The organism is Luteimonas salinisoli (assembly GCF_013425525.1).
Lineage (GTDB): Bacteria > Pseudomonadota > Gammaproteobacteria > Xanthomonadales > Xanthomonadaceae > Luteimonas > Luteimonas salinisoli.
In genome coordinates this window covers 145,140-171,881 of sequence record NZ_JACCKA010000073.1, presented here as the reverse complement: position 1 = coordinate 171,881, position 26,742 = coordinate 145,140, and the positions used below count along the sequence as shown (strand labels likewise).

Sequence of the window (26,742 nt, the reverse complement as noted above, 5' to 3'; positions counted from 1 at the left end):
GAGCCGGGAATAGGGAATCGGGAATGGGGAATCGCTAGAGCGACCCCCATGCCTGCGTGGCGACGGCGCGGTCGTCGCTTTTCGCTTTTACGATTCTCGATTCTCCATTCCCGATTCCCGGCGCTTCAGCCGCCGACGCCGTGCGGCGTGATCCAGCCCATCCAGATCGCCAGCATCACCAGCAGGATCAGGGCCACCGACAGGCCGATACGCTTGGTCAGCGCATTCACGGTGCGCTTGGTCTCGCCCTTGTCGACCATCATGTAGTACAGGCCCGCGCCGAGGTTCCAGAGGATGAGTATCAGGAAGGCGACGATCAGCAGGGTCTTGAGCGAATCGCTCATGGCGGTCTCCGGCGCGCGGCTGGGCAGGCGGGGATTATCGCAGCCCCCGGGCAACCCGGCGTGAGCCGCCGCCGCACCCTGCTGGCGGGGTGGGCGCTGGCGCTGCTGGCGATCGCGCTATTCGCCGCCCTCGGCACCTGGCAGCTCGGGCGCCAGGGCGAGAAGCAGCGCCTGCTCGACGATGCCGGCCAGGCGCTGCAGCAGCGCGATCCGTTGCCGCTCGCCGCCGCGTCCGACCGGGACGCCGGGCGCGTGCTGGACTGGGCGGCGGGACCGGGCAGCTACCTGGACCTGCCGGCGGTCCTGCTGGACAACCAGCAGCGCGGCGGCCGCCCGGGCGTACGCGTGTATCGCGCGTTCGCGCCGCAGCGCGACGGCCTGCCGCTGCTGGTCGACCTCGGCTGGCTGCCGTGGTCCGCCGACCGCAGCCTGCCGCCGCTCGCGCCGCCGCCGGCCGATGCACGCGTCGCCGGCCTGCTGGCACCGCCGCCGTCGGCCGGCCTGGCCCGCGCGGCACTGCAGCCGCAGGCCGAAGGCGCGCTGCTGGCGACCGCGCTCGAGCCCGAAGCCCTGGCGCCTGCGCTCGGGCTGCCGGCGCTGGCGCCGCGGGTGCTGCGGCTCGATCCGGAGCTTCCCGGTGGCTACGCACGCGACCTGGAGATGCTGCCCAACACGCTGCCGCCCGAGCGCCACCTCGGCTATGCCGTGCAGTGGTACGGCCTCGCGCTCGCGGTGCTGGTCACGGCGCTCGTCCTCACCATTCGCCGCGGCGCGCCGCGGCTGCAACGCAACCAGCGGACAGGTCCATGAACGCTCCCGTTTCCCGCAGCCTGCGCAACCGCAACCGCAGCCTGCTGATCCTCATCGTGGTCGTCTTCCTGGGCAGCGCGCTGGTGGCCGGCGCCCTGCGGTTCTCGGGCTGGCGCCCGGAGGGCCTGCGCAACCACGGCGAACTGCTGCAACCGCCGGGCGACCTGCGCGAGCTTGCGCCGCGGCTGCGCGACGGCGGCGAGTACGGCTGGAACCCGGGCCAACGGCAGTGGCGGATCGCCCTGGCGCCACCGCCCGGCTGCGCCGAGCCCTGCGTGGAGCTGGCCGCGCAACTGGACACCGTCTGGCAGCTGTTCGGCCGCCAGGCCGACCGCGTGCACATCCTCTGGATCGGCGAGTTCCCCGACGGCGCGACCCGCGACGCCGCGCTGCGCGAGGTGCTGCCCGATCCCGCGCTGCGCGCCGGCCTGCCGCGGGTCGACGATCCCGCCGGCGTCCCGGTCTACGTGATCGATCCGAATGGCTTCGTGATTCTGCGCTACGCTCCCGGCTTCGATCCGGGCCACCTGCGGCAGGACATGTCGCGGCTGCTCAAGCTGCGATAGCACAGGCCCCCAGCGGCCGCGGCCGGCCGGTACCGGCATGCGCGGCCCCGAACCGGAATCCAGCCCCGACCCGACGATGACCAGCCTGTCCCCCACCGTGTATCGCCACTTCCACCGCATCGCCTGGTTCGCCGTGGCGTTGACCCTGTGCGTGGTGGTGTTCGGTGCGTTCGTCCGCTTGTCCGATGCCGGCCTGAGCTGTCCCGACTGGCCGACCTGCTACGGGCGTGCGGCCTGGCCGCAGGCGCCCGCCGAGGCCGACGCGCACGCCGCCAGCAGCATCCGACCGTTCGAGACCCACAAGGCCTGGCGCGAACAGGTCCACCGCCACATCGCCGCCGTGTTGGGCGTGCTGGTGCTGGTGCTGGCGCTGCTGGCCGCGCGCCGCCGGCGCTTCGGCGTGGCGCAGATCCTCGGCGCATCGCTGCTGGTGGCGGCGGCGATCCCGGCCTACATGGGCGGCCACGTCGGCGCCGCCCTGGCCCTGGCCGGGCTCGGCGAGGCGGTCCTGCTGTTCGCCGCGTTCCGCTGGTCGAATGTCGATCTCGCCCGCGCCGCGGCGCTCACCCTGGCGGTGATCGTGTTCCAGGCGCTGCTGGGCAAGTGGACGGTGACGCTGCTGCTCAAGCCGGTGATCGTGATGGGCCACCTGCTCGGCGGCCTGCTGACCTTCTCGCTGCTGGCCTGGATGGCCTGGCGCGCCACCGACGTTCCGATCCGGTTCGCCGGCGCGGCGGCCCTGCGGCGCTGGCTGGCGGCCGGCCTGGCGCTGCTCGCGCTGCAGATCGCGCTCGGCGGCTGGGTCAGCGCCAATTACGCCGCACTGGCCTGCGGCGGCGGCGGCTGGACCACCGCCGAGGGTCACTGGTTCGACTTCCCGCAATGCGTCGGGCGCTGGTGGCCGCCGGCCGACTTCCGCGAGGGCTTCGTGCTCTGGCGCGGGCTCGGCCCGGATTACGAGGGCGGCGTGCTCGGCGGCGAGGCGCGCATCGCCATCCAGATGGCGCACCGGCTGATGGCGGTGGCGGTGCTCGGCGCGCTGCTGTGGATCGCCGCGCGGCTGCTGCGCACGCCGGGCCTGCGCGGCTGGGGCGGCATGCTCGGCGCGCTGGCGCTGGCCCAGGTGGCCCTCGGCATCCTCAACGTCAAGCTGTCGCTGCCGCTCTCGGTGGCGGTGCTGCACAACGCCGGTGCGGCGCTGCTGCTGTTCGTGCTGGTCTCGCTGCTGGCGCGGCTGGAGGAGCCGAGGTGAAATCGTTGCGCCGGGTCCCCCTCTCCCGTAGAGCGGAGCTTGCTCCGCTGAGCCGGACTCCGGAGCCGAAGGCAGCGGAGCAAGCTCCGCTCGACATCGGTGGGGCGCTGGGCAGGCTTCATTGTCCGCGCGTGTCGCCGGCAGTAGCGCGGCACGGGAGGCGGGTTTAGCCATGGCGTCGATCGCCCATGAATACTGGAGCCTGACCAAGCCGCGGGTGGTGGCGCTGATCGTGTTCACCGCGCTGGTCGGCATGTTCCTGGCGGTGCCGGGCCTGCCGCCGCTGCGGCAGGCGGCGTTCGGCCTGCTCGGCATCTGGCTGGCCGCGGCGTCGGCGGCGGCGATCAACCACCTGATCGACCAGCGCATCGACAAGCTGATGGCGCGCACCGCGCACCGGCCGCTGGCCACCGGCGCGCTGCGGCCGGCGCAGGTGCTGGCGTTCGCGGTGTTCCTCGGCGCCGCATCCATGGCGATCCTGATCGCCTTGGTCAATCCGCTGACCGCCGGGCTGACCTTCGCCTCGCTGATCGGCTACGCGATCGTCTACACCGGCTATCTCAAGCGCGCCACTCCGCAGAACATCGTCATCGGCGGCATCGCCGGCGCGGCGCCGCCGGCGCTGGGCTGGGCGGCGATCACCGGCACCCTCGATCCGCACGCGCTGCTGCTGGTGCTGATCATCTTCGTGTGGACGCCGCCGCACTTCTGGGCGCTGGCGATCTTCCGCCGCGACGACTACGCCCGCGCCCTGATCCCGATGCTGCCGGTCACCCACGGCGTGGTCTACACGCGTTGGCAGATCCTGTTCTACACGGTGTTGCTGGTACTGGTCACGTTGCTGCCGTGGGTCACCGGCATGAGCGGGCTGTTCTACCTCGGCAGCGCCGTGGTGCTGGGCGCGGTGTTCCTGTGGTACGCGTGGAAGCTGCTGGATCCGCCGGACGAGTTCTTCGCGATGCGGGTGTTCAACTACTCGGTGGTCTACCTGATGGCGCTGTTCGCGTTCCTGCTGGTCGACCACTGGCTGCTGCCGTGGTTGCAGCCGCCGCCGCTGATGGAGTTCCAGCGGGTGGGATGAACCGCGCTGCGGCAGCCGGCTCGTCACGGTCGAGCCGCCGCCGGTAGGAGCGGCCCATGGCCGCGAAGGCCGCGAAGGCCGCGGGAGGCTCCGGGCGGGCGGGCGGCGATTGCGGGTACGGCCAGGCGCGTCGGCTTTCGCGCGCATGGCGCGCTCCTACCGCGATCGAGGGGCGCGGTGCCGTGGCCGCGCAGCCGGGAGCCGCGACTGCGCGTGCCTTTCAATCCCCGGTGGAGGCCTCGCCGTCGAGCAGGAAACGCTGCCAGAACAGCATGGCCGCTGCGCCGAAGTAATCGCTGTTGGACTTCTTCGCGAAGCCGTGGCCCTCGTCGTCGAACATCAGGAACCAGACCGGCTGGCCGTTGCCGCGCACCGCCTCGACGATCTGCTCGGCCTCGGTGTAGGGCACTCGCGGGTCGTTGCGGCCCTGGGCGACGAACAGCGGGGTGGTGATGCGCTCGGCGTTGGTGAGCGGCGAGACGCGGTCGAAGAACGCGGCGATCTCCGGGTCGCGCTCGTCGCCGTACTCGGCGCGGCGCAGGTCGCGGCGGTAGTCCTCGGTGTTCTGCAGGAACGTGCCGAAATGCGAGATGCCGACGATGTCGATGCCGGCGCGGATGCGGTCGCTGTAGTGCATCAGCGAAGCCAGGACCATGTAGCCGCCGTAGCTGCCGCCGGACACGCCGATGCGCTCGCTGTCCAGTTCGGGCTGCTCCCCGATCCAGGCCAGCAGCGCGCCGATGTCCTTCACCGAATCCTCGCGCAGCATCGCGTTGTCGAGCAGCAGATAGCTCTTGCCGTAGCCCGAGGAGCCGCGCACGTTCGGCACCAGCACGGCGATGCCGAGCTCGTTGGCGAGGAACTGGAAGCTGGGGTTGAAGACGGGCAGCGCCTGGCCCTCGGGCCCGCCGTGGATGCTCACCACCACTGGGTAGCCGCCGGCCGGCGCCGGCGCCTTGGGCCGGTAGTAGAACGCCGGGATCGTGCGCGCCGCGCCGTCGACCTCGTCGAAGGTCGGATAGCGCACCAGGGCCGGCTCGACGAAGCCGTCGACGGGCAGGCCACCGACCTCGCTGCGGGTCCAGCGCTCGAGCGAGCGAGCCTGGATATCGACCACGTAGACGTCGCTGGGGGAGGTGGCGGTGTTGAGCGAGAGCGCGAGCTTGCCGCCGTCCGGGGAGAAGCTGGCGCCGCCGAACACGCCCACCGGCAGGTCCGGCAGCGCCACCGGCTCGAGCCCGGGCAGCCGCAGCAGATGCAGCTTCGCGATGCCGTCCTCGTTGGTGGCGTAGGCGAGGTGGCGGCCGTCGTCGGAGATCTCGAAGCCGCGCACGTCCCAGGGGATGTGGCCGCTGACGATCCGCGGCGCGCTGCCGGGTACGTGGTAGCGCAGGGTGCGGAACTCCTGCGCCGCGCCGTCGACCGGCTCGTCGGAGACGTAGAACACGCCCTTGCCGTCGGGCGCGTAGCGGAAGCCGCCGAAGCCGGCCTTCTCGCCGTCGACCGGCAGCATCCGCAGCGCGCCGCTGGCCAGGTCCACCTCGCCCGGGTAGGACTCGTTGATCGACACGTAGCGGGTCACCAGCATCCGCGAGCCATCGGGCGAGAAGTCCTCGGCGTTCCAGTTGCCGCCCTCGGTCACCACCGGCCGCGCCTGGCGCGTGGCGAGGTCCATCAGCCAGACGTCGGTGTCGGTGCCGTTGCGCGCGGTGCTGCTGTAGGCCAGGCGGCCGCCGTCGCGCGAGAACAGCGCGCCCTGGTTGCGGCTGCGTGCGCCGTCGGTGAGCAGGGTGGCCTCGCGGCTGCCCAGGTCGTACCAGAACAGCTGCCAGAACTCGTCGCCGCCCAGGTCGCGGCTGTAGACGAAGCCGTCCAGGCCGGATCCCGCCGGGGCGATGTCGCCCAGGCCGATCCGCTCGGGTTCGAAGGTCAGCTGTTCGCGCATGCCCATCGGCTCGCAGACCCGGTGCGCCTGGGTGGTCTCGGCGAAGCGGGTGCCGATCAGCAGGCAGCCGTCGGCGGTCCAGCCGGCGACGCTGGCGCCGCGGGTGTTCTGGTAGCGGTTGAGTCGTGCGAGCAGATCGGCCGGGATCTCCGGGACACTCTCGGTGACGCGGTTGCCCACGTGCCGGCGTTCGACCTGCGCGCCTTCCTGTGCCGCGGCCGGGACGCCGGCAAGCAGGAGCAGGGCGGGGAGCATTGCCGCGGCGGGCAGGGAACGGGTGCTGCGCATCGTCGGCCTCCGGCGTCTGGAGGCTCCAGCTTAACCGACGGGTCGGGGCCGCCGCCGCCCGGCCGGTGCCGGCGGGTTCGCCGCCCTCGCGAGGTCAGCGGCGCGCGCTCAGAGCGTGCTGCAGCTCGCGCAGTTCGGTCTTCTCGGCATCGCCGAGCGCGGCGAAGCCGCCCGCGCCGAGCTGCGCCTGCAGCTCGTCGACGCGCTGCTGCAGGGTCTGGCGGTCGAGCTGCGACATCGCGCCCAGGAACTCCTCGCGCCAGCTCGCCTCGTCGCCCGGCAGCGAGACCGCGGCGAGCTTCTGCAGCGCCTCGGCCTCGTCGCGGCCCTCGAAGTGCTCGAGCAGGGCGCCGGTGGCGATGCCGGGACGCGCACGGACGACCTCCACCAGCTCGGCGAGCAGGGCGATCCCCGGTTGGCGCAGGACGGGAAAGCGCTGCTCGCCGGGGAGTTCGAGCGCCAGCGCCGGCCGCTGCAGCAGCAGGGTGATGGCGGTCCGCACCAGGCTGCGTTTCGGCGCCGGAACGGCGTGGCCGCGCCGCACGCGATGGGTGGGGACGTGGGTTTGCGGGGCGCTGGCGCGCGCGCCGACGCCGGTCAGCTCGGTCAGGCGCTGGCGCATCAGGTCGGCGAAGGCGCCGTCGGGGATCTGCGCGAGCATCGGCTGGGCGCGTTCGGCCAGCCGCGCCTTGCCGTCGAGGGTGCCGAGGTTGACGTCGGCTCCGAGGCTGTCGAACAGGAACCGCGACAGCGGCACCGCCTCGCGCAGCCGCGCGTCGAAGCCTTCCGCGCCTTCCGCGCGCACCAGCGAATCAGGATCCTCGCCTTCCGGCAGGAACAGGAAGAACGCCTGCCGGCCGTCGCGCATGCGCGGCAGCACCGACTCCATCGCCCGCACCGCGGCGCGGCGGCCGGCGGCGTCGCCGTCGAAGCAGAAGAACACATCGGGAGCGTTGCGGAACAGCAGCTCGGCATGGTCGGGCGTGGTCGCGGTGCCGAGCGTCGCCACCGCCTGGGCGATGCCGTGCTGGAACAGCGCCACCACGTCCATGTAGCCCTCCACCACGATCAGCCGCGCGATCTTCTGGTTGGCCTGGCGTACCTGCCACAGGCCGTACAGTTCGCGGCCCTTGTGGAACAGCGCGGTTTCGGGCGAGTTGAGGTACTTGGGACCGTCCTGCTTGTCCATCACCCGGCCGCCGAAGGCAATGGTGCGGCCGCGGCGGTCGGCGATCGGGAACATCACCCGGTCGCGGAACTTGTCGTAGCTATGCCCGCGGTCGTTCTTCGACAGCAGGCCGGCGCGCTCGAGCAGCCCGAGGCGGCGCTGGTCGCTGCCCAGCGCGTCCTTCAGCGCCGAGAATCCGTCCGGGGCGTAACCGATGCCGAACTGCGTGCGGATCGCCTCGTCGACGCCGCGGCGGTCCAGGTAGGCGCGCGCCTTGTCGCTGCCGGCCAGCTGGCGGCGGAAGAAGCGGTCGGCGGCGTCGAGCGCGGCGTACAGCTCCCGGGTCTCGCCGTCCTGGTTGCGCTGCACGGTCTCGCGTGGGATCTCCATGTTGGCGCGCCGCGCCAGCTCCTCGACCGCATCGAGAAACTCCATGCGGTCGTAATTCATCAGGAAGCTGATCGCGCTGCCGTGCGCGCCGCAGCCGAAGCAGTGGTAGAACTGCTTGACCGGCGAGACCGTGAAGGAGGGCGAGCGCTCGTCGTGGAACGGGCAGCAGGCGGCGTACTCCTTGCCCTGGCGCTTCAACGGCACGCGCGCGCCGACCACCTCGACGATGTCGGTGCGGGCGAGGAGGTCGTCGATGAAGGCGTCCGGAATGCGCGCCATCTCAATCTCTCCGCTGCGACCGCATACGGATGCCGCAGGAACCCGCAGTAGGACCGCGCGCGGCGGCGCGCCCAGCCGCGCGGCGTCCCCGACTTGCGGAGGCGCGATCGTCGATGAGGGCGTCTGGGGTGCGGACCATGGCCGCGCTAGGATGCCACGCAACCCGGGCGGCCGACGCATGCCGGCGACGCGGGCGGGTGCCTGCGATCGTCATCCATCCCGCTGGAGCCGCCCGCGGCCTTCGCGGCGTTGGGCCGCTCCTGCAGCGATCGCCGTGCGTTGGCGGGATCGCATCGTGCGCGGGGCGGGGGTTCGTCCGGCCCCCGCCGCCGCCTGGCCGGTCAGGGCGTCCTGCGCTGCGGCGGCTCCGCGTCGACCGCCAGGTCGGGCGGCAGCGACGCTTCCTCCGGCGGCGGGTCCCGGCGCTCGCGCGAGCGCTCGTCGATCACCGCGGTGATCAGCGCACCGACGAAGAACACCATCGCCGCGTAGTACATCCACACCAGCAGCACCACCAGCGTGCCCATCGAGCCGTAGGCGCTGCCGGGGGCGGCCTCGCGGATGTACAACCCGATCCCCCAGCGGCCGAGCACGAACAGCGCGGCGGTGATCACGCCGCCGAGCAGCGCCTGGTGCCAGCGCACCCGGCGGTCGGGCAGGTAGTGGTAGAGCAGGCCGAAGGCGACCCCGTACAGCGCGAACGCGCTGGCGTTGCCGATCGCCGGCAGCAGCGACGGCACCCCCGAAAACACCAGTTCCAGCACCGTGGACAGCAGCGTCGAGACCAGCAGCAGGAAGCCCAGCGCCAGCACCACACCGAAGGAGAACACCCGCTTGCGCAGCCAGGCCAGCAGGGCCAGGCGCTTGGCATCGGTATGGAAGATCAGGTTCAGGGTCTGCTGCAGCCGCGCGAACACCACGGTCGCCCCGAGCAGCAGTAGCAGCGTGCTCCAGAGGCCGGCCAGCGAGCCCAGGTCGGGCCGCAGCTTGGCGTTGTCGATGACCGTGCCGACCACCTTCTCGGCGCTGGTGCCGGCGAGCTCGCCGACCTGGTCGAGCAGCGCCTGCTGCGCCGAGGGATAGAGCAGCGAGGTCAGCCACAGCAGCAGCACCAGCAGCGGTGCCAGCGAGATCAGGGTGAAGAACGACAGCGACGCGGCGTGGGTGAGCAGGTCGATCTCGATGAAGCGTCGCACGACCGCCGCCGGAAGGCTGTCCTGGACGGTGCGCAGCAGGCGCGTTCTGAGGTCGTTGGCGGGCAGCGGCATCTCTTTCGGAGGTCGCGGGTGCGTCGAGCCGGCAGCATGCCAGAGCCGCGTGGGTGGCGTGTGAGACCCACGCGCCCGGCCGGCCACGGCTGGTCAACCGCATGCAGCCACGGCCCGGCCGGGCGCGCATCCGCCGGCGGCCGCCGGGGAGTCGGTGGGAGCGGGAGGCCGATCACCCAGCAGCGTGCCGGAGAGCGGCTCGACGGGTCGCCAGCGGCGGGTCTAAACGTTGGCGCCTTCCGGATCGCTGGCGGCAAGCCGCCGCAGCGCCTCGCCGTCGAGGCGCTGCACGGTCCAGCCGTCCATCCCCATCGCGCCGATGTCGCGGTAGAAGCCGATCGCGGGGGCGTTCCAGTCCAGCACCGACCACTCGAAGCGGCCGCAGCCGCGCTCCACGGCGATCGCCGCCAGGTGCGCCATCAGCCGGCGGCCGATGCCCTGGCCGCGGAACTCCGCACGCACGTAGAGATCTTCCAGGTACAGGCCCCGGCGCCCCAGGAACGTGGAGAAGCTGTGGAAGAACAGCGCGAAACCCGCCGCGCGGCCATTGGCCTCGGCGATCACCACCTCCGCGCCGGGGCGCGCGCCGAACAGGCTGTCGGCCAGGGTGGCCTCGTTGGCGACCACCTCGTGCGCCAGGCGCTCGTATTCGCCGAGCTCGCGGATGAAGGCGAGAATCTGCGGCACGTCGTCGCGCCGCGCCGGCCGCAGCGCGATATGCCCCGGCCCGGAAGCGCCCGCCGCCATCAGCCGCCTGCGAGCTTCTTTTTCACCAGGGCCGAGACCTGGCCCATGTCGGCCTGGCCGGCGAGCTGCGGCTTGAGCACGCCCATGAGCTTGCCCATGTCGGCCGGGCCGCTGGCGCCGGTGGCGGCGATCGCCGCGTCGACCGCCCGCGCGATTGCGGCCTCGTCGAGCTTGGCCGGCAGGTAGCGCTCGATCACCGCGATCTCGTCGCGCTCCACCGCGGCCAGGTCCTCGCGCGCGGCGGCCTCGTACTGTGCGACCGAATCGCGGCGCTGCTTGACCATCTTTTCCATCGCCGCGATCACCGCGGCATCGTCGAGCTCGACGCGCTCGTCGACCTCCTTCTGCTTGATCGCGGCATTGATCAGCCGGATCACGCCGAGCGAGGCCTTGTCGCCGGACTTCATCGCGGCCTTCATGTCGTCGGTGAGGGTCTGCTTCAGGGTCATGGTGGTTTCTCTCGGTGTGTCGTCTGTTCCCGTAGAGCGGAGCTTGCTCCGCTCTACGGGGGCAGTTGATGCGCCGGCATCGACACGGGAACGCAAAAAGCCGGCGACGCTCGCGCGTGCCGGCTTCTCGCAGGTGTACGGGTCGCTCCGCGCCGAAGGCGCGGGGGCGGAACTCAGTACAGGCGCTGGCGCTTGGTGACGTCGCGCGAGGCGCGGCGGGCCTGGCGCTTGACGGCGGCCGCGGCCTTGCGCTTGCGCTCCTGGGTCGGCTTCTCGTAGTACTCGCGCTTGCGCGTCTCGGCCAGCACCCCGGCCTTCTCGCAGGTGCGCTTGAAGCGGCGGAGGGCAAACTCGAACGGCTCGTTTTCGCGGACTTTGACGCTTGGCATGGACTCTCCGGGACGGTAGCTTCGCCGGGCTGGGCACGGCGAGCCGCGTATGATAGCGGCACCGGCAGGCCGCCCGCAAGCCATCGCAGGGCCTTCCGGGTGGTATCCGGCCCCTTCCGCCCTCATCTGGCAGCCCATGCGCGTCCTCGGCATCGAAACCTCCTGCGACGAGACCGGCGTGGCCGTCTACGACACCGCGCTGCCGGGCGCCGCCGGCCTGCGCGCCCAGGCGGTCTACAGCCAGATCGCCCTGCACGCCGAATACGGCGGCGTGGTGCCGGAACTGGCCAGCCGCGACCACGTGCGCAAGCTGCTGCCGCTGGTGCGCCGGACCCTCGCCGAGGCCGGCCTCGGGGTCCGGGATCTCGATGGGGTGGCCTACACCGCCGGCCCGGGGCTGGTCGGTGCGCTGCTGGTCGGGGCCGGGGTGGCGCGGGCCCTGGCCTGGGCCCTGGACGTGCCGGCGCTGGGGGTCCACCACATGGAGGGCCACCTGCTGGCGCCGCTGATGGAGGACGATCCCCCGGAACCGCCGTTCGTCGCCCTGCTGGTCTCCGGTGGCCACACCCAGCTGGTCGCGGTGGACGCCATCGGCGTCTACCGGCTGCTGGGCGAGACCCTGGACGACGCCGCCGGCGAGGCCTTCGACAAGACCGCCAAGCTGATGGGCCTGCCCTATCCGGGCGGGCCGCAGCTGGCGGCGCTGGCCGCGGAAGGCCTCCCGGGCGCGTTCCGTTTCTCCCGGCCGATGACCGACCGACCCGGCCTGGATTTCAGTTTCAGCGGGTTGAAAACCCAGGTGCTGCTGGCCTGGCGCGGCAGCGACCAGGCCGCGCAGACCCGCGCCGACATCGCCCGCGGCTTCGAGGACGCGGTGGTCGAGACCCTGGCGATCAAGTGCGGCCGCGCGCTGGACGCGGCCGGCAGCGAGGTGCTGGTGGTCGCCGGCGGGGTCGGCGCCAACCGCCGCCTGCGCGAACGGCTGCACGCCATGGCCGCGGCCCGCGGCGGCCGGGTCTGCTTCCCGCGCCCGGAACTGTGCACCGACAACGGCGCCATGATCGCCTTCGCCGGCGCCCTGCGCCTGGCCGCCGGCCAGCACGACGACGCCGCGGTCCGCGCGCTGCCGCGCTGGGACATGGCGGGGTTGCCGCCGCTGGCGGCGGCAAGCCGGGAATCGTTAATCGGGAATCGGGAATCGTAACGGCGCTTCGCCATTGCTCTTACCATTCCCGATTCTCCATTCCCGACTCCCGGCCCCTCATGGACAAAGTCTTCATAGAAGGTCTCGAGATCGAGACCACCATCGGCATCTACGACTGGGAGCGGCGCATCCGCCAGCCGCTGGTGATCGACCTGGAGATGGCGTTCGACAATCGCGTGCCCGCGGCCAGCGACGCCATCGACGATACCCTGGACTACAAGGCGGTCAGCAAACGGCTGATCGAATACGTCTCGCAGTCGGAATTCGGCCTGGTCGAGACCCTGGCCGAGCGCTGCGCGGAGATCGTGCTGTCCGAATTCGGGGTCGCCTGGCTGCGGCTGAAACTCGGCAAACCCGGCGCGGTGCGCGGCGCGCGCGCGGTGGGCGTGGTGATCGAGCGCACGCGCGGCGCATGACGCGACCGCCCGCGGCCGCCTGTTAACCTGTCCGCATGCAGAGATTCAGCGACTCCATTCCCGGCCTGGCCGGCGTGCCGCACGCCGATACTTTGCTCGCCCTGCTGCTGCTGATCGTCGTCGCCGCGCTCGCCAGCTGGCTCACCCAGCGGGTGCTGCTGCGCATCGTGCGCCGGGTGGTACAGGCCTCGCCGATGCAGTGGGACGACGCCCTGCTGGCGCGCGGGGTGCTGTCGCGGCTGGCCCACGTGGTGCCGGCACTGGTGATCTCGTTCGGCATCTCCGCGGTTCCGGACCTGCCCGAGGCGGCGGTGCTGGTGGTGCGCAACGTCGCCCGCTCCTACGTGATCCTGACCGTGGCGCTGTCCCTCGGCAACCTGTTCAACGCCCTGGGCGACCTGTACGCGCGCAACGCCGACCGCGCCCGCACGCGGCCGATCAAGGGCTACCTGCAGGTCGCCAAGCTGGTGGTGTTCCTGCTCGCGGCGGTGCTGGCGATCGCCGCGCTGATCGACCGCTCGCCGCTGATCCTGCTGTCCGGCCTCGGCGCGATGACCGCGGTGCTGCTGCTGGTGTTCAAGGACACCATCCTCTCGCTGGTGGCCAGCGTACAGCTGGCCAGCAACGACATGCTGCGGGTCGGCGACTGGATCGAGATGCCGGAACTCGGCGCCGACGGCGACGTGATCGACATCGCCCTGAACACGGTGAAGGTGCAGAACTGGGACAAGACCGTCACCACCATCCCCACCTATCGCCTGATCAGCGACTCGTTCAAGAACTGGCGCGGAATGAGCGAGTCCGGAGGGCGCCGGATCAAGCGGCCGCTGCTGATCGACCAGAGTTCGGTGCGCTTCCTCGCGCCCGGCGAGCGCGATGCGCTGCGCCGGATCGCGCTGATCGACGACTACCTCGACGCCAAGCGCCGCGAGCTGGAGGAGTGGAACGCGCAGCTCGCGGCCGCCGGCAAGGACCCGGTGAACACCCGGCGGGTCACCAATCTCGGCACCTTCCGCGCCTATGTCGCCGCCTACCTGCGCGCGCATCCGCAGATCCGCCAGGACATGACCCTGATGGTGCGCCAGCTGCAGCCCGATGCCCATGGCATCCCCCTGGAGGTGTACTGCTTCACCGCCACCACCGAGTGGGCCGCGTACGAGGGGATCCAGGCGGACATCTTCGATCACCTGCTCGCGGTGCTGCCGGAGTTCGGGCTGCGGCTGTTCCAGTCGCCGTCCGGCGCGGACGTGACGGGTGCGCTGGCCCGTCTCGACGAAGGGCGCGGCGCTGCGGACGCGGCGTCCTGACGTGGCCCGCGCCTGCCTGAGCCTGGGCAGCAACATCGACCCCGCCCGGCACCTCGGCGCGGCCATCGCCGCGCTGTGCGAACGCTTTCCCGGAGCGCGTTTCTCGCGGGCCTACCGCACCCCGGCGGTCGGCTTCGACGGTCCGGACTTCGTCAACGCCGCGGCGGTGATCGACAGCGACCTCGATCCGCACGCCCTCGATGCCTGGCTGCATGCGCTCGAGGATGCCCACGGCCGCGATCGGTCCGGCCCACGCTACGGAGACCGCACCCTCGATATCGACATCGTCCTGTTCGACGACCTGGTGCTCGACGGAACCGGGAGCGCGGAGCCAGGCCCGGGTCGACCGCTGCGGCTGCCGAGGCCCGAACTGCGCCATGCCTTCGTGCTGGGTCCGCTGGCCGAGATCGCGCCCGACATCGTCGAGCCCATCAGCGGGCGTACCCTGGCCGAACTCTGGGCGCTCTCGCCCGAGCGCGCGGTGCCGATGGCGCAGGTGTCGCTGGCTGACACCGCGTCCTCCGGGATTCCGTAGGAGCACCCCTTGCCGCGAAGGCCGTGGGAGGCCCCGGCGGGATGGCAGTGATCCCGGGCGCGGCCAACCGCACCGGCTTTCGCGCGCATGGCGCGCTCCTACAAGGTAGGACCGCCGGAGGCGCCTTCCTGTAGGAGCGGCCCGTGGCCGTGAAGGCCGCGGACGGCTCCGGCGGGCATGGCGGTGATACCGGCGTGGCCAACCGAGCCGGTTTTCGCGCGCATGGCGCGCGCCTGCAAGGGCATGCGGCGGAACGGGTCACGCCCGCCCCCCGGCTCCCGTCCAGTTCCGCGAGACTTGCCGTCGGCCGCCGCTGCCGGCAGGATGAATGGGAGCCGAAAACCAAGGGGGCAGGCATGTTCGAGAAATTTTCCCGCAGCTGGGGGCTGGTCAAGGCCAGCGCCGCGGTATTGCGATCCGACAAGGAGCTGATGTTGTTCCCGGTGATCTCCGGGGTCGCCACCCTGGTGGTGCTGGCCACGTTCCTGATCCCGATCTCGCTGTTCGGGATCTTCGCGGAAGGCTGGGGCGCGGGCGCGGTGGTGTTCGGCTTCCTGTTCTACTTCTGCCAGTACAGCGTGGTGATCTTCTTCAACAGCGCGCTGGTGTCGGCGGCGATGATCCGCCTGGACGGTGGCGACCCCACCTTGGCCGACGGCTTCAACGCGGCCAAGCGGCGCATCCCGGCGATCCTTGGCTATGCCGCCATCGCCGCCACCGTCGGCGTGCTGCTGCAGTCGCTGAAGAACCACCGCAACAACTTCATCGTGCGCCTGATCGGCAGCGGCCTCGGCGCGGCGTGGACCCTGGCCACCTTCCTGGTGGTGCCGGTGCTGGTCAGCCGCGATGTCGGGCCGATCGACGCGCTGAAGGAAAGCGTGGCCCTGCTCAAGCGCACCTGGGGCGAGAACGCCATCGGCAACATCGGCATCGGCGCGGCGTTCGGCCTGATCACCTTCGTCGTCGCGCTGGCCGGCATCGGCCTGACGATCCTGGCCGCGCAGGCCTGGCTGGGCCTGGCGTTCCTGGTCGGCGGCCTGTTCCTGATCGCGCTGCTGCTGATGGGCGTGTTCCAGGCGGCGTTGAGCGGGGTCTACTCGGCGGTGCTGTATCGCTACGCGGTCTCGCACGAAACTCCGGAGGCGTTCCGCGACCTTCAGCTCGATCACGCCTTCGACAGGCGCTGAGCGCTCGTACGCTTGCTCCGCTGCGCCCGGCTCGGAGCCCGCAACCGGGTGAAGCGGCCGAGCAAGCTCGGCTCTACGGGGCCCCGGCGCCCGCGTCGCCGGCCCGGCCCTCATTCGTAGAGCGGAGCTTGCTCCGCTGCGCCCGGCCCGGAGCCCGCAACCGGGTGAAGCAGCCGAGCAAGCTCGGCTCTACGGGGCCCCGGTGCCCGCGTCGCCCGCCCATATCAGCCGGCGATGAGGCGGCCGCCGTCGACGGCGATCACCTGGCCGGTGACGTAGCCGGCGCCGTCCAGCAGCCAGGCCACCGCATCGGCGACTTCTTCGGGGGTGCCGGTGCGGCCCAGCGGCGTGCGCGCCAGCAGGGTTCGCTGGCGGGCTTCGTCGGTCTCTTCCTCGGCCCACAGGATCGCCCCGGGCGCCACCGCGTTCACCCGCACCTCGGGGGCCAGCTCCAGCGCCAGCGAGCGGGTCGCCATGACCAGCGCAGCCTTGGCCATGCAGTACAGCCCGTAGCCGGGCCGCGGGCGCTCGGCATGGATGTCGGTGAGGTTGACGATCGCGCCACGCGCCGCCCTCAGGTGCGGCGCCGCGGCCTGGGCGAGGAAGAATGGCGCGCGTGCGTTGCTGGCGAACAGCGCATCCCACTGTTCCGGCGTGGCGCTGCCCAGCGGCGTGGCGGCATAGGTCGAGGCGTTGTTGACCAGCGCATCCAGCCGGCCGAACTTGCCGACGGTGCGCGCCACCAGTTCGGGCAGCCGGTCGAAGTCGCCCAGTTCCGCCTGCAGCCCCAGCGTGCTGCCGGGCCGCGCCGCCTCGAGGCCGGCGAGCAGGGTTTCCGCCTCCGCCGCCGAACTGCGGTAGTGCAGGGCGATGCGGTAGCCGTCGGCGTGCAGGCGCTGCGCGATCGCCGCGCCCAGGCGGCGCGCGGCGCCGGTGACGAGGGCGACGGGACACGGGTCTGCGGCCATGGCGGAACTCCCGGTGCGATGCTGCAGCCGACACGATACCGGCAATCGCCGGCGGCCCGGGCCGCCGTCAGGCAGCGTCGGCTTGCGCGCGCTCGAGCGGCGCCGTTTTCCCCCGAGCCGGCGCACGCCGCGCGGACCTGCCGCCGCGGGTCGCGGCGCGCTTCGAGACGTGTCCGGTTCGCGTCTGCCGGACGGCAGCGCGACCACGCCTGCGCCGGAAGCCGCGCATCGGCCCCGTCCGCAAGCCGCCCGAAGCCCGCGCGAGCACGCCGGCAGCCCGCTGCCGCCATCGGCCGTTCAATGCGTCTTGCGTAAACTCGGCCGCAGGACTTCCTGGAGCCGCGATGTCGATCTCCCCCGCAGACGCCGATGCCCTGGCGCACAGCCGGCGCCTGCAGGCGCTGATCCGCGAGCAGATCGCGCAGGCCGGCGGCGCCATCCCGTTCTCTCGCTTCATGGAGCTGGCGCTCTACGCGCCGGGCCTGGGGTACTACAGCGCCGGGGCCGCCAAGTTCGGCGCCGCCGGCGACTTCGTCACCGCCCCGGAACTCGGGTCCCTGTTCGCCGAATGCATCGCCGAGGCGCTGGCGCCGGTGCTGCGCGCCATCGGCGAGGATGCCCGGTTCGTCGAGATCGGCGGTGGCAGCGGCCGCTTCGCCGAGTACGCCATCAAGCAGCTGATGCTGCTCGACGCGATGCCCGCCAGCTACGCCATCCTCGAACCCAGCGCCGACCTGCGCCAACGCCAGCGCGAGCACCTGCAGCGGCGGCTCACCCCGCCGGTGTTCGACCGCGTGCGCTGGCTCGACCGCCCGATCGAGGAGCGCTGGAGCGGCGTGCTGTTCGCCAACGAGGTGATCGACGCGCTGCCCACCCCGCGATTCGTGCTGCGCGATGGCGAGGTGTTCGAGGAGCACGTCGGGATCGACGCGGGCGGCGGCTTCGCCCGCGTCGACTGGCCCGCGGATGCGCTGCTGGCCGCCGCCGTGCGCCACGTCGAACGCCAGCTCGACGCCCCCTTCGCCGACGGCTACCGCTCGGAACTGCTGCCGCAGCTGCCGTACTGGCTGCAGGCGGTGATCGGCGGCATGGACGCCGGCGCGCTGCTGTTCGTCGACTACGGCCATCCGCGCTGCGAGTACTACCAGCCGCAGCGCGGCGACGGCACCCTGCGCGCCTTCCACCGCCACCGCCTGGTCGATGACGTGTACGCCAACCTCGGCCTGCAGGACCTCACCGCCTCGGTGGACTTCACCGCCCTGGCCGAGGCCGGCACCGGCGCCGGCTTCGAGTTCTCCGGCTACTGCTCGCAGGCCAGCTTCCTGCTCGGCAACGGCCTCGACCGCGTGCTGGCCGCCCACGAGGCGCGTGCCGTCGACGAGGCCGCCCGCTACGCCCTGCGCCAGCAGGTCAAGACCCTGACCCTGCCCGGAGCCATGGGCGAGCGCTTCCAGGCGATGGGTTTCGCCCGCGACGTCGGGTTCGGCCACGCGTTCCTCGCCGGCGACCTGAGCTACCGCCTGTGAACCGCCCGGGCCCCGGCCGCTCGCTCAAGCCGTTCCGCCGTCCGCTGCTGTGGAGCGGACTCTGGTGCCTGGCGGTGGCCGCGGTGGTGGTCGCCTCGCTGGCGCCGCCGCCGCCGATGCCGCCGGTCGACGGCGGCGACAAGCTCGGCCACCTGGCCGCCTACTTCGTGCTGGCCGCCGGCGCGGTGCAGCTCCACGCGCGCTGGCCCGCGCTGCTCGGCGCCGGCCTCGGCCTGGTGCTGATGGGCATCGGACTGGAGTACGCGCAGGGCGCGCTGACCGAACTGCGCCAGGCCGAGCGCGCCGATGCGCTCGCCAACACGCTGGGCGTGATCGCCGGGCTGGCGACGCGGCTGACGCCCTGGCGGGACGCGCTGCTGGCGCTCGACCGGCGCCTCGCGCCTCCCGGCCGCCGCGACGCCGCTCCGTAGAGCCGCGCTTGCTCGGCTACGGGCTACGGGCTGGAAGCAGCGGAGCAAGCTCCGCTCTACGGGGGCGAGGGTTGGTCCGGAATCAGGCGCGCCTGGTCGAGCACCCACATCGTCGGCCGGGTGTCGCCGGTGAAGGTGAAGCAGAGGTCGGTCCTGTCGGCGGCGGCGGCGAGCGGAGGCGTGCGCAGGGTGACGAAGCCGTCGGCATCGGGCCGCGCCGGCAGGGGCAGGGTGGCCAGCAGCGGCCCCTCGCAGCCGCCGGACTGCACCACCAGTTCGCCGTGCGCGGTCTGCGCCGGCAGGAACTTGCGGTTCGGCTCGTCGTGGGCGAGCTGGAAGTAGTACGGCATGCGGCCGGCGCGGATCTCCAGCGCGGCGATGCCGCCCAGGCCCGCCTGCGGCCACAGCCAGCACGGATAGAAGATCGTCACGTCGAAGATGGCGCGCTCGCCGTGCAGCGGCCCGTCGTCCTCGAGCCGCAGCAGCAGCCGGCCGGTATCGGGGCAGGTCTCGAGCTGCTCGTCGGTACGGACCAGCAGCGAGGCGGCATCGAAGGCATGGGCAACGGGCGGCGCCAGCGCCGCGCCGTCGTGGAACGCCGCCGCCCGGACGCTGGCGGGCAGCGCCAGCTCCAGCGGCGCGCGGTAGAGGACGGCGTCGGGGCCGGGCTCGCTGCCGTCGAGGGTGTAGCGCACCGGGTAGCCGAGCGGATTGCGCAGCGCGATGGCGACGGCGCCGCCGGCGCGGTCTTCTTCCACGTCGGCCAGCACTTCGAACGGCGTGGTCGCGGCCGCGATGCCCATCGCGCGGTAGCGTCCCATCTGCGCGGGCAGCCGCTCCAGGAAGTCCGCATAGTCGCGCCGCGCCGCTGGCGTCCAGGCGGTCTCGGCGAGGGCGGCCAGGCGCGGGAAGACGTGGTGCTGCACGCGATCGAACGTGCGCGCATGCTCGGTCCAGAGGTTCGCCTGCACGCCCAGCACGTGCGCCTGCTGGTCCGTCTCGAGCGCCTCCGGCACGGGCTCGAAACGGTAGACCTGCTCCAGCGTCACCATCGCCGGGCGCCCCGGCGGCTCGTTCGGCGAGTCGGTCTGCAGGTAGTCCAGGTAGAGCTCGGACGATGGCGTCATCACCACGTCGTGGCCCTGGCGGGCCGCCTCGATGCCGCCCTCGATGCCGCGCCAGGACATCACCGTGGCCTCCGGCGGCAGGCCGCCTTCCAGGATCTCGTCCCAGCCGATCAGGCGCCGGCCGCGGGCCACCAGGAAGCGTTCCATGCGCTTGATGAAATGGCTCTGCAGCGCCGCCTCGTCGGCAAGGCCGAGTTCGCGCATCCGCGCCTGCACCCGTTCCGATGCCTGCCACTGGTCCTTGACCGCCTCGTCGCCGCCGAGATGGATGTAGGTCCCGGGAAACAGCTCCACCACCTCGGCCAGCACGTTCTCCAGGAATTCGAAGGTGCTTTCCTCGACGTTGAACAGGGTCTGGTTCACGCCCCATTCGTTCAGCACCTCGATCTGCTCGCCGGTCACCCCGAGTTCCGGGTAGGCCGCCACCGCCGCCTGCGCATGCCCCGGCACGTCGATCTCCGGGACCACGGTGATGTGCCGTTCGGCGGCGTAGGCGACGATGTCGCGGATCTGCGCCTGGGTGTAGTGGCCGCAGTACGGCACCGGCGCGCCCGTGCGCGGATCGACGCCGCCGTCCCCGGCGGGGATGCGGCAGCCGCCGACCTCGGTCAGGCGCGGATAGCGGCGGATCTCGATGCGCCAGCCCTGGTCGTCGGTCAGGTGCCAGTGGAAGACGTTGAGCTTGTGGCGGGCCATCGCGTCGAGCAGCCGCTTGATCTCGTCGACGCTCTGGAAATGCCGCGCCGAGTCCAGCATGAAGCCGCGCCAGCCGAAGCGCGGCGCATCCTCGATCCGCACCGCCGGGAGCGCGACGCCGCCGGCGCCGTCCGCATCGCCCTCGAGCAGCTGCCACAGCGTCACCGCGCCGTAGAACAGCCCGCGCGGATCGGCGGCGCTGACGCGCACCGCCTCGGGGTCGACCTCGATCGCATAGGCCTCGGGCCCGCCGAAGTCCGCGGCGGCGTCGATGTCGAAGCGGATGCCGCCGGTGCCGCCTTTCCCGCTGCCGTCGACCTCCAGCGAAAGCCCGTGGCTGCGCGCCGCGTACGTCGCGAAGTGGCGCGCGGCCGCGGCCGCGCCGGCGCCCTCGGCGTGCACCGGCGTGGCGGCGGACAGGGCGAACCGGCCGTCTCCGGCGCGCAGCGATACCGGCGCGGGAACCAGGGCCGGGGCCGGGCCGGACGCGGTCGCGACGGCTTCCTCTGCCGCCGCGGGCGTCGCATCGAGCGGGCTGCAGGCGGCCGCCAGCAGGGCGGCCAGGCCGAGGAGAAGCGTGCGGAAGGGGGGGCTGCAAGCGCGCGTCATCGCGTCGTCCTCTGTCCAGTGTCCGGAAGAATGCGGGCCCGGCGTGCCGGGCCCGCGCAGGTCGCCTCACCGGCGGGGGCGTGCGCCGGGCGGGTTCAGAAGTTCACCCGCAGCATCGCGGTGTAGCGCCGGCCGCTGCGGTACACGCCGCGGGTCAGCCGTTCGTCGGTGGCGTAGCTGTGGTAGGCCTCGTCGAGCAGGTTCATCGCGTTGAGGGTCAGGCTGAAGTTGTCGTTGAAGCGGTAGCCCAGCGAGGCGTCCACCGATTCGTACGGACGCACCCACAGCTCGTCGCCACGGTCGACGTTGGTGAAGTACTTCGAGCGCCAGGAGTAGGTGACGCGCGCGCTCCAGGCGCCGGCCTCGAAGAACGGGCTGAGGTTGACCTGGTTCTCCGAGTTGTACGGCATCGGCTCCCCGGTGCTCGACTCGCCGTCGGAGTAGGTGTAGTTGGCCAGTACGCCGAAGCCGTTGTCGAAGCTCTGCTGAAACGCCACGGCCACGCCCTTGATCCTGGCGGTGCCGGCGTTGTCCGGCCGCGACACCTGGTAGACCGTCTCTTCGCCCTGGGCCTGGTTGAAGTGGGTTTCCGGGCGCGTGGTGGTGAGGATGTAGTTGTCGATGTCCTTGTAGTACACGGTGCCGGACAGGATCGAGTTCTCCGCGAAATACCATTCGGCCGAGGCGTCGAAGTTGTTGGCCTCGTAGGGTTCGAGATCCGGGTTTCCGCCGCCGCCGGTGAGGGTCTGGTCCCCCAGCCACAGGTAGCTCGACATGTCGGCGTAGTTGGGACGGGCGATGACGCTGGCGGCGGAGAAGCGCAGCAGCAGGTCGTCGGTGGCCTCGTAGACCAGGTTGAGGTTGGGCAGCAGGTTGTCGTACTGCTTGTTCACGCTCACCGGCGCGTAGCCGTCCGCGGGGCACGGCGGCGGCACGTCGGTGGCGATGCACGCCCAGCCCGCGCTTTCGGATTCGGTCCGCACGTAGCGCAGGCCGACGTTGCCGCGCAGGCGGTCGAAGCTGAAGTCGGCCTGGACATAGGCCGCGTCCACGTCCTCGGTGATCTTGAAGGTATTGGCCGCGAACGACGGGTCGTTGAACGTGCTCGGCACCGGCATCGACTGCCATGGCGCCAGCCACTCGCCGCCGAGGATGTAGTCGGCCAGCGCCCAGCCGTCGATGTAGAACCGGTTCTTCATCTCGTCGCTGACGCCGTCGAATCCGTCGAGGTAGTTGCCCGGCACCCGCTTGGGGTCGAACAGCGAGGCGGGCGCATCGCCGTAGCCGGCCACCGAGGCCAGCGATACGCCGCCCATCAGCTGCTCGGTCTCGTGCTCGCGGCGCTTGGCGCCGAAGCGCAGCAGGTACACCGGCGAATCCAGGCGGATGCCGAGATCCACCTGGCCGTAGCGCTCGCGGTCGCTGGTGGGCTTGAAGACCACGTTGCCGCCCCAGCCCGGGTTCCAGGCTGCAGGATCGTCCGGATCGCTGCCCCAGCCGCCGTCGATGCGGAACGCCGACGGATCGCTGAAGGGATTCGCGCCGGAGAAGTCGACGCTGCCCGGGCGTCCCGGGGCGCCGCTGATGTCGTAGCTGTAGTCGGCCCAGTTGAGGAACTCGCCGAACACCTGCTGGCTGGTGCCGCCGGTGGCCTTGGTGGTGCCGACGTGGGCGGAGACGAACCAGCGCTCGTCGTCCCAGCCGGCCTTGAAGTCGTACGACTCGGTATCGATCTCCGCCAGCCGGTTCTGCACGTCGAACACCGAAAGCGCGTTGGCGAACGTGCCGCGGGTGATGACGCCGTCCTCGATGGTGACGTCGGTCATCTTCATCAGCCCGTTCCAGGGGTTGCCCATGAAGGCGAACATGGACTGGTTCAGGTTGTCGTAGCTGGCATCGACGCGCAGGGCGTTGAATTCCAGGTCGAGCCGCTCCACCGGTCGGGCCTGCAACGACAGGGTGAAGCTGTTGCGCTTGCGCTCCTGCTCGAAGAACGAGGCGCTGAGCGAGTTGGGGCCGCGCGCGTCGAGGTTGTTCTCCAGGGTCTCGGCGCAGGTGCCGGTGCAGCTGGGGGGCAGGGTCGGCTGCGAGCCGTCCGGGTTCGGCGGCTGCGACCAGTCGGGGGGCAGGTTGTTGACCGAACCGCCGCCGCCCTGGCCGTCGCGATAGTCGCGCGCCGAGACCGAACCGTAGGATTCGACGCCGTCGCGGCGCAGGTTCTCGGTGGAGGTCTGGAACGAGACGGCGACGCCGAAGGTGCTGGCCGGATTCTTCCAGCTGTACATCAGCGAGCCCTGCGGGTCCGCCTCTTCGGAGCGGTCGTTGTAGAGATAGCCGATCGAGCCGGCGAAGGTATTGGCGTCCAGGTCGAGCGGCCGGCGCGTGCTGACGATGACGGTGCCGCCGATCGAGCCCTCGTCGATGCGCGCCTCGGGTGACTTGTAGACCTCCACCTTGCCGACGATCTCGGGCGCCAGCAGCGCGTAGTTGAAGGTGCGGCCGGGCTGGTCGACGATGAACCAGTCGGCCGAGGCCACCGTCTGGCCATTGAGCAGCGTGCGGTTGAGCGCCGGGTCGGTGCCGAGGATGCTCACCTTCTCGCCCTGGCCGAACAGGCGGTCGATGGTCACACCCGGGATGACCGTCATCGCCTCGGCGACGTTGGTGGAGGGGAACTTGCCCACGTCCTCGGCGGTAATCGCGTCGACGAAGGCGTCGGCGTTGCGCTTGGTGTCCAGGGCCTGCTGCAGGCTGCCGCGGATGCCGGTCACCACCACGCGGTCGAGTTCCGCGGCCTCCTCCTGCTGCTGCGCGGGAGCCTGTTGTGCCTGCACCTGCGCGCTCACACCCAGGCAGGCCAGGATCGCCGCGGACAATACGGATTTACGGTGATTCATCATGTCTCTCCTCGTCGCTGTCTGAGTTGCGGCGGCGGCCGTGCGGCCGGTGCCGTGCCCTGCGTCTCCGTACCGCGCGTCGCTGCCCGCCCGCGCGCCTGCTGCCCTTGTCGCCGCCGCCCGATCAGCGCCCGCCCGCGCCGGTGCCGAGGTACCAGGTGGCGGCGCCGATCACGCCCAGCTGGCCGTGCTCGACCAGCTTCACCGGGATGCGCTCGAGCGCCTCGCGCATCGGCCCCTTGTTGAGGAACCGCGCCACGAAGCTGCTCTGCAGCAGGAATTCGCGGATCTGCGGCAGGATCCCGCCCGCTAGGTAGATCCCCCCGTGGACGCCGTACAGCAGCGCCATGTCGCCGACCGTGCTTCCCAGCAGGCCGCAGAACACCTCCAGGCTCTCGCGCGCCAGCGGATCGCTGCCGTCGAGGGCTGCGGCGGTGATCTCGCCGGGCGAGGCGTAGGCCTGGGTCGCGCCGCGCAGCTTGGCCAGGGCCGCGTAGAGGTTCATCAGGCCGGGGCCGGAGAGCGCGTGCTCGTTGGGCACGTGGTCGCGCTCGCGCAGCAGTTCGCGCAGCAGCGCCGCCTCCAGGTCGTTGCCGGTGGTCAGCGCCGCCTGGCCGGCTTCGGTGGCCAGGACCACCGGTCCCTTCGCGGTCGGGATCCACACCGCCGCGCCCAGGCCGGTGCCGGGGCCGACGACCAGCGTGGGGCCGGCGGGCGCGGTCTCCGGTCCGGCCAGCTGCAGCACCTCGCTGGCATCGACGTAGGCGGCGGCATGGGCCACGGCCTCGAAGTCGTTGACCAGCCGGAACTCGCGGAAGCCGAGCCGCTCGCGGATCGCGTTGAGCGAGATGCCCCAGGGCAGGTTGACGGTGATCACCGAGCCGTCCTCGAGCGCGTAGCCGGCGCTTGCGATCGCGCCCTCCTCGACCCCGACGTCGCCGAGCCGGCCGAGGAAATCCTCGAGGATGTCCGCCAGCCCGGGCCAATCGGCGCAGACGTACTTGCGGTACTGCAGGACCGAGACCGGGTGCGACGGGTCGTCGCTGCGCCGCACCAGCCCGATGCGCACGTGGGTGCCGCCGACGTCGGCGGCGATGAACGGCTTCGCGCTCCTGGTCATGGCGTCGATCCGTAGCGGGCTTGCGGTAGCTGCCACATGGTCCTCGGTGCGGATGTGCGTGCTTGCGGCAGGGGGTGCCGCGAAAGTCGTGACCGAGTTTGAAAATAGTTTGACAACGATGTCAACATGGTTTGAAGGTTTCCTTGCAGGTTTGGCTCGATTGACACTGTATTCATCGAATAATGGGCTGTAAGCCAGCCATTGATCACATATATGTCGACAATTAGCGCTGTCTGAGGCAGGACATCGGCGACGACAGCAGGACAAATGCTGCAGGACAACACCGATCGCCCCCGCACAATCGAGCGATCGCATGGCAAATCCGGTGGATTTATGACAACGTTAGACTCGAATGACGTGGGTAAGACACCGGCGCCCGCGCGCTCCGCGCAAGCCGGGGCCATTGCATCAGGAGACGCCAGGATGTCCGCTGCCGTGCCCGCGAGCGCCCGCTCGCCCTTCCCCTTGGCCATCGCGATCATGGGGCTGCTGTTCTTCATCATCGGTTTCTTCACCTGGATCAACGGTCCGCTGATCACGTTCGTGCAGCTGGCCTTCGAACTGGACGAGGTGAACGCCTTCCTCGTGCTCATGGTGTTCTACCTGTCCTATTTCTTCCTCGCGCTGCCCGCGGCCTGGGTATTGAAACGAACCGGCATGAAGAAGGGCCTGGCCTTGAGCCTGGCGGTGATGGCGGCGGGGGCGATGCTGTTCGGCGAGTTCTCGACCCAGCGCTGGTATCCGGGGGCGCTGTCGGGACTGTTCGTGATCGGCGGCGGCCTCGCGCTGCTGCAGACCGCGGTCAATCCCTACGTCAGCATCCTCGGTCCGATCGAAAGCGCGGCGCAGCGGATCGCGCTAATGGGGATCTGCAACAAGGTGGCGGGCATCCTCGCCCCCTTGGTGCTGGGCACGCTGGTGCTGCACGGCATCGGCGATCTCGCCGGCGAGGTCGCCGCCGCCGATCCCGCCGTGCGGGCCCGGCTGCTCGACGCCTTCGCCGCCAAGATCCACACGCCGTACCTGGCGATGGCCGGACTGTTGATGCTGGTGGCCGTCGGGGTGCTGTTCTCGCCGCTGCCGGAGCTGCGACCGGTCGAGGCGAATGCGGACACCGGCGCCCCTGGGGCCGGCGCGCCGGGTGCGGCACGCGGGATCTTCCGCTTCCCGCACCTGTGGCTGGGCGTGCTGTGCCTGTTCACCTACGTCGGCGTGGAGGTCATGGCGGGAGACGCCATCGGCACCTACGGCCAGGCGCTGGCGTTGCCGCTGGACCACACCAAGTTCTTCACCTCGTTCACCCTGTTCGCGATGCTGCTGGGCTATCTGGCGGGGATGGTGCTGATCCCGCGCTTCGTTTCGCAGGAGCGGTACCTCAGCGTCTCGGCGCTGATGGGCATCGCATTCACCACCGCCGCCTACCTGACCGGCGGCTACCTGTCCGTCGGATTCGTCGCCGCGCTCGGCTTCGCCAACGCGATGATGTGGCCGGCGATCTTCCCGATGGCGATCCGCGGCCTGGGACGCTCCACCGAGACCGGTTCCGCGCTGCTGGTGATGGGCATCGCCGGCGGCGCGATCATTCCGCAGGCGTTCGCGGTCTTCAAGCAGCACTTCGATTTCCAGCTTGTGTTCCTGCTGCTGATGCTGCCCTGTTATCTGTACATCCTGTTCTACGCCCGGCGTGGCCATCGCGTCGGCCTGGCCGGCGCACGGCCGACGGGCGCATCATGATCCGCCCAG

Annotated in this window: 23 protein-coding genes; 12 read left to right on the top strand and 11 right to left on the bottom strand. The window is 71.2% G+C overall.

From position 1 onward, the window contains the following. Positions 1–125: 125 nt before the first annotated feature. Positions 126–344 carry a twin transmembrane helix small protein gene (locus H0E84_RS13085; protein WP_180679086.1) on the bottom strand — a complete coding sequence of 73 codons (219 nt, stop codon included), beginning with the start codon at positions 342–344 and terminating at the stop codon, positions 126–128. Positions 345–404: 60 nt separating this feature from the next. Here H0E84_RS13085 and H0E84_RS13080 point away from each other — a divergent pair, with 60 nt between their 5' ends. From H0E84_RS13080 to cyoE, 4 genes are all read left to right on the top strand, one after another. Beyond that, the gene (locus H0E84_RS13080; RefSeq protein ID WP_180679085.1) at positions 405–1,154 is read left to right on the top strand and encodes an SURF1 family cytochrome oxidase biogenesis protein; all 750 of its coding nucleotides are present in this window, start codon (positions 405–407) and stop codon (positions 1,152–1,154) included. Further along, positions 1,151–1,720, top strand: a complete 570-nt coding sequence (locus H0E84_RS13075) for a hypothetical protein (protein ID WP_180679084.1) — start codon at positions 1,151–1,153, stop codon at positions 1,718–1,720. The genes H0E84_RS13080 and H0E84_RS13075 overlap by 4 nt, the downstream gene beginning before the upstream one ends. 76 nt (positions 1,721–1,796) lie before the next feature. Beyond that, positions 1,797–2,972: a COX15/CtaA family protein gene (locus tag H0E84_RS13070; protein WP_180679083.1), complete on the top strand. Its 1,176-nt coding sequence runs from the start codon at positions 1,797–1,799 to the stop codon at positions 2,970–2,972. Positions 2,973–3,093: 121 nt separating this feature from the next. Beyond that, the gene (gene cyoE / locus H0E84_RS13065; protein ID WP_257644212.1) at positions 3,094–4,053 is read left to right on the top strand and encodes a heme o synthase; all 960 of its coding nucleotides are present in this window, start codon (positions 3,094–3,096) and stop codon (positions 4,051–4,053) included. A gap of 220 nt (positions 4,054–4,273) precedes the next feature. Here cyoE and H0E84_RS13060 read toward each other — a convergent pair whose 3' ends face one another. From H0E84_RS13060 to rpsU, 6 genes are all read right to left on the bottom strand, one after another. Then, on the bottom strand, positions 4,274–6,286 hold the full coding sequence (locus tag H0E84_RS13060; RefSeq protein ID WP_219339735.1) for a S9 family peptidase: 2,013 nt from the start codon (positions 6,284–6,286) through the stop codon (positions 4,274–4,276). A 94-nt stretch (positions 6,287–6,380) separates the two neighbouring features. After that, positions 6,381–8,123 (bottom strand): DNA primase, encoded by a 1,743-nt coding sequence (gene dnaG / locus H0E84_RS13055; RefSeq protein WP_180679081.1) that lies wholly within the window; start codon positions 8,121–8,123, stop codon positions 6,381–6,383. A gap of 341 nt (positions 8,124–8,464) precedes the next feature. Continuing rightward, positions 8,465–9,391: a YihY/virulence factor BrkB family protein gene (locus H0E84_RS13050; RefSeq protein ID WP_180679080.1), complete on the bottom strand. Its 927-nt coding sequence runs from the start codon at positions 9,389–9,391 to the stop codon at positions 8,465–8,467. A 222-nt stretch (positions 9,392–9,613) separates the two neighbouring features. Continuing rightward, positions 9,614–10,138, bottom strand: coding sequence for a GNAT family N-acetyltransferase (locus H0E84_RS13045; RefSeq protein ID WP_180679079.1), 525 nt, complete (start codon positions 10,136–10,138; stop codon positions 9,614–9,616). Beyond that, positions 10,138–10,587 carry a GatB/YqeY domain-containing protein gene (locus H0E84_RS13040; protein ID WP_180679078.1) on the bottom strand — a complete coding sequence of 150 codons (450 nt, stop codon included), beginning with the start codon at positions 10,585–10,587 and terminating at the stop codon, positions 10,138–10,140. The genes H0E84_RS13045 and H0E84_RS13040 overlap by 1 nt, the downstream gene beginning before the upstream one ends. 173 nt (positions 10,588–10,760) lie before the next feature. Then, positions 10,761–10,976, bottom strand: coding sequence for a 30S ribosomal protein S21 (gene rpsU, locus H0E84_RS13035; protein ID WP_111267721.1), 216 nt, complete (start codon positions 10,974–10,976; stop codon positions 10,761–10,763). Positions 10,977–11,112: 136 nt separating this feature from the next. Between rpsU and tsaD the strand changes: the two genes are divergently transcribed. From tsaD to H0E84_RS13010, 5 genes are all read left to right on the top strand, one after another. Beyond that, positions 11,113–12,180, top strand: a complete 1,068-nt coding sequence (gene tsaD / locus H0E84_RS13030; RefSeq protein WP_180679077.1) for a tRNA (adenosine(37)-N6)-threonylcarbamoyltransferase complex transferase subunit TsaD — start codon at positions 11,113–11,115, stop codon at positions 12,178–12,180. Positions 12,181–12,239: 59 nt separating this feature from the next. Further along, complete coding sequence (gene folB / locus H0E84_RS13025) at positions 12,240–12,596, top strand: dihydroneopterin aldolase (protein WP_180679076.1); 357 nt, start codon at positions 12,240–12,242, stop codon at positions 12,594–12,596. Positions 12,597–12,631: 35 nt separating this feature from the next. Further along, a complete protein-coding gene (locus tag H0E84_RS13020) occupies positions 12,632–13,903 on the top strand; it encodes a mechanosensitive ion channel family protein (RefSeq protein WP_180679075.1) in 1,272 nt (423 codons plus the stop codon). Position 13,904: 1 nt separating this feature from the next. Further along, positions 13,905–14,438: a 2-amino-4-hydroxy-6-hydroxymethyldihydropteridine diphosphokinase gene (gene folK / locus H0E84_RS13015; RefSeq protein ID WP_180679074.1), complete on the top strand. Its 534-nt coding sequence runs from the start codon at positions 13,905–13,907 to the stop codon at positions 14,436–14,438. Between the two features lie 356 nt (positions 14,439–14,794). Further along, positions 14,795–15,625 carry a DUF6159 family protein gene (locus tag H0E84_RS13010; protein ID WP_180679073.1) on the top strand — a complete coding sequence of 277 codons (831 nt, stop codon included), beginning with the start codon at positions 14,795–14,797 and terminating at the stop codon, positions 15,623–15,625. A 224-nt stretch (positions 15,626–15,849) separates the two neighbouring features. Here H0E84_RS13010 and H0E84_RS13005 read toward each other — a convergent pair whose 3' ends face one another. Continuing rightward, positions 15,850–16,593: a pteridine reductase gene (locus H0E84_RS13005; RefSeq protein WP_180679072.1), complete on the bottom strand. Its 744-nt coding sequence runs from the start codon at positions 16,591–16,593 to the stop codon at positions 15,850–15,852. Positions 16,594–16,937: 344 nt separating this feature from the next. Between H0E84_RS13005 and H0E84_RS13000 the strand changes: the two genes are divergently transcribed. Both H0E84_RS13000 and H0E84_RS12995 read left to right on the top strand, forming a co-directional pair. Next, a complete protein-coding gene (locus H0E84_RS13000) occupies positions 16,938–18,119 on the top strand; it encodes a class I SAM-dependent methyltransferase (protein WP_180679071.1) in 1,182 nt (393 codons plus the stop codon). Next, entirely contained in the window at positions 18,116–18,550 is a 435-nt protein-coding gene (locus H0E84_RS12995) for a VanZ family protein (RefSeq protein ID WP_180679070.1), read from the top strand. Before H0E84_RS13000 ends, H0E84_RS12995 begins: the two co-directional genes overlap by 4 nt. A 56-nt stretch (positions 18,551–18,606) precedes the next feature. On the opposite strand, the gene H0E84_RS12990 is transcribed toward H0E84_RS12995, so the two are convergent. From H0E84_RS12990 to H0E84_RS12980, 3 genes are all read right to left on the bottom strand, one after another. Continuing rightward, a complete protein-coding gene (locus H0E84_RS12990) occupies positions 18,607–20,982 on the bottom strand; it encodes a beta-N-acetylhexosaminidase (RefSeq protein ID WP_180679069.1) in 2,376 nt (791 codons plus the stop codon). Positions 20,983–21,077: 95 nt separating this feature from the next. Beyond that, positions 21,078–23,882 (bottom strand): TonB-dependent receptor, encoded by a 2,805-nt coding sequence (locus tag H0E84_RS12985; RefSeq protein WP_180679068.1) that lies wholly within the window; start codon positions 23,880–23,882, stop codon positions 21,078–21,080. A gap of 121 nt (positions 23,883–24,003) precedes the next feature. After that, positions 24,004–24,999 carry a glucokinase family protein gene (locus H0E84_RS12980; RefSeq protein ID WP_180679067.1) on the bottom strand — a complete coding sequence of 332 codons (996 nt, stop codon included), beginning with the start codon at positions 24,997–24,999 and terminating at the stop codon, positions 24,004–24,006. A gap of 423 nt (positions 25,000–25,422) precedes the next feature. Here H0E84_RS12980 and H0E84_RS12975 point away from each other — a divergent pair, with 423 nt between their 5' ends. Then, positions 25,423–26,733, top strand: a complete 1,311-nt coding sequence (locus H0E84_RS12975) for a sugar MFS transporter (protein WP_180679066.1) — start codon at positions 25,423–25,425, stop codon at positions 26,731–26,733. Positions 26,734–26,742 lie beyond the last annotated feature (9 nt).

Coding starts and splice junctions, on each gene's coding strand:
- H0E84_RS13085 (WP_180679086.1), bottom strand. CDS start 344: ATGAGCGATTCGCTCAAGACCCTGCTGATCGTCGCCTTCCTGATACTC.
- H0E84_RS13075 (WP_180679084.1), top strand. CDS start 1,151: ATGAACGCTCCCGTTTCCCGCAGCCTGCGCAACCGCAACCGCAGCCTG.
- H0E84_RS13070 (WP_180679083.1), top strand. CDS start 1,797: ATGACCAGCCTGTCCCCCACCGTGTATCGCCACTTCCACCGCATCGCC.
- H0E84_RS13060 (WP_219339735.1), bottom strand. CDS start 6,286: ATGCGCAGCACCCGTTCCCTGCCCGCCGCGGCAATGCTCCCCGCCCTG.
- dnaG (WP_180679081.1), bottom strand. CDS start 8,123: ATGGCGCGCATTCCGGACGCCTTCATCGACGACCTCCTCGCCCGCACC.
- H0E84_RS13050 (WP_180679080.1), bottom strand. CDS start 9,391: ATGCCGCTGCCCGCCAACGACCTCAGAACGCGCCTGCTGCGCACCGTC.
- H0E84_RS13045 (WP_180679079.1), bottom strand. CDS start 10,138: ATGGCGGCGGGCGCTTCCGGGCCGGGGCATATCGCGCTGCGGCCGGCG.
- H0E84_RS13040 (WP_180679078.1), bottom strand. CDS start 10,587: ATGACCCTGAAGCAGACCCTCACCGACGACATGAAGGCCGCGATGAAG.
- rpsU (WP_111267721.1), bottom strand. CDS start 10,976: ATGCCAAGCGTCAAAGTCCGCGAAAACGAGCCGTTCGAGTTTGCCCTC.
- tsaD (WP_180679077.1), top strand. CDS start 11,113: ATGCGCGTCCTCGGCATCGAAACCTCCTGCGACGAGACCGGCGTGGCC.
- folB (WP_180679076.1), top strand. CDS start 12,240: ATGGACAAAGTCTTCATAGAAGGTCTCGAGATCGAGACCACCATCGGC.
- H0E84_RS13020 (WP_180679075.1), top strand. CDS start 12,632: ATGCAGAGATTCAGCGACTCCATTCCCGGCCTGGCCGGCGTGCCGCAC.
- H0E84_RS13010 (WP_180679073.1), top strand. CDS start 14,795: ATGTTCGAGAAATTTTCCCGCAGCTGGGGGCTGGTCAAGGCCAGCGCC.
- H0E84_RS13005 (WP_180679072.1), bottom strand. CDS start 16,593: ATGGCCGCAGACCCGTGTCCCGTCGCCCTCGTCACCGGCGCCGCGCGC.
- H0E84_RS13000 (WP_180679071.1), top strand. CDS start 16,938: ATGTCGATCTCCCCCGCAGACGCCGATGCCCTGGCGCACAGCCGGCGC.
- H0E84_RS12990 (WP_180679069.1), bottom strand. CDS start 20,982: ATGACGCGCGCTTGCAGCCCCCCCTTCCGCACGCTTCTCCTCGGCCTG.
- H0E84_RS12985 (WP_180679068.1), bottom strand. CDS start 23,882: ATGATGAATCACCGTAAATCCGTATTGTCCGCGGCGATCCTGGCCTGC.
- H0E84_RS12980 (WP_180679067.1), bottom strand. CDS start 24,999: ATGACCAGGAGCGCGAAGCCGTTCATCGCCGCCGACGTCGGCGGCACC.
- H0E84_RS12975 (WP_180679066.1), top strand. CDS start 25,423: ATGTCCGCTGCCGTGCCCGCGAGCGCCCGCTCGCCCTTCCCCTTGGCC.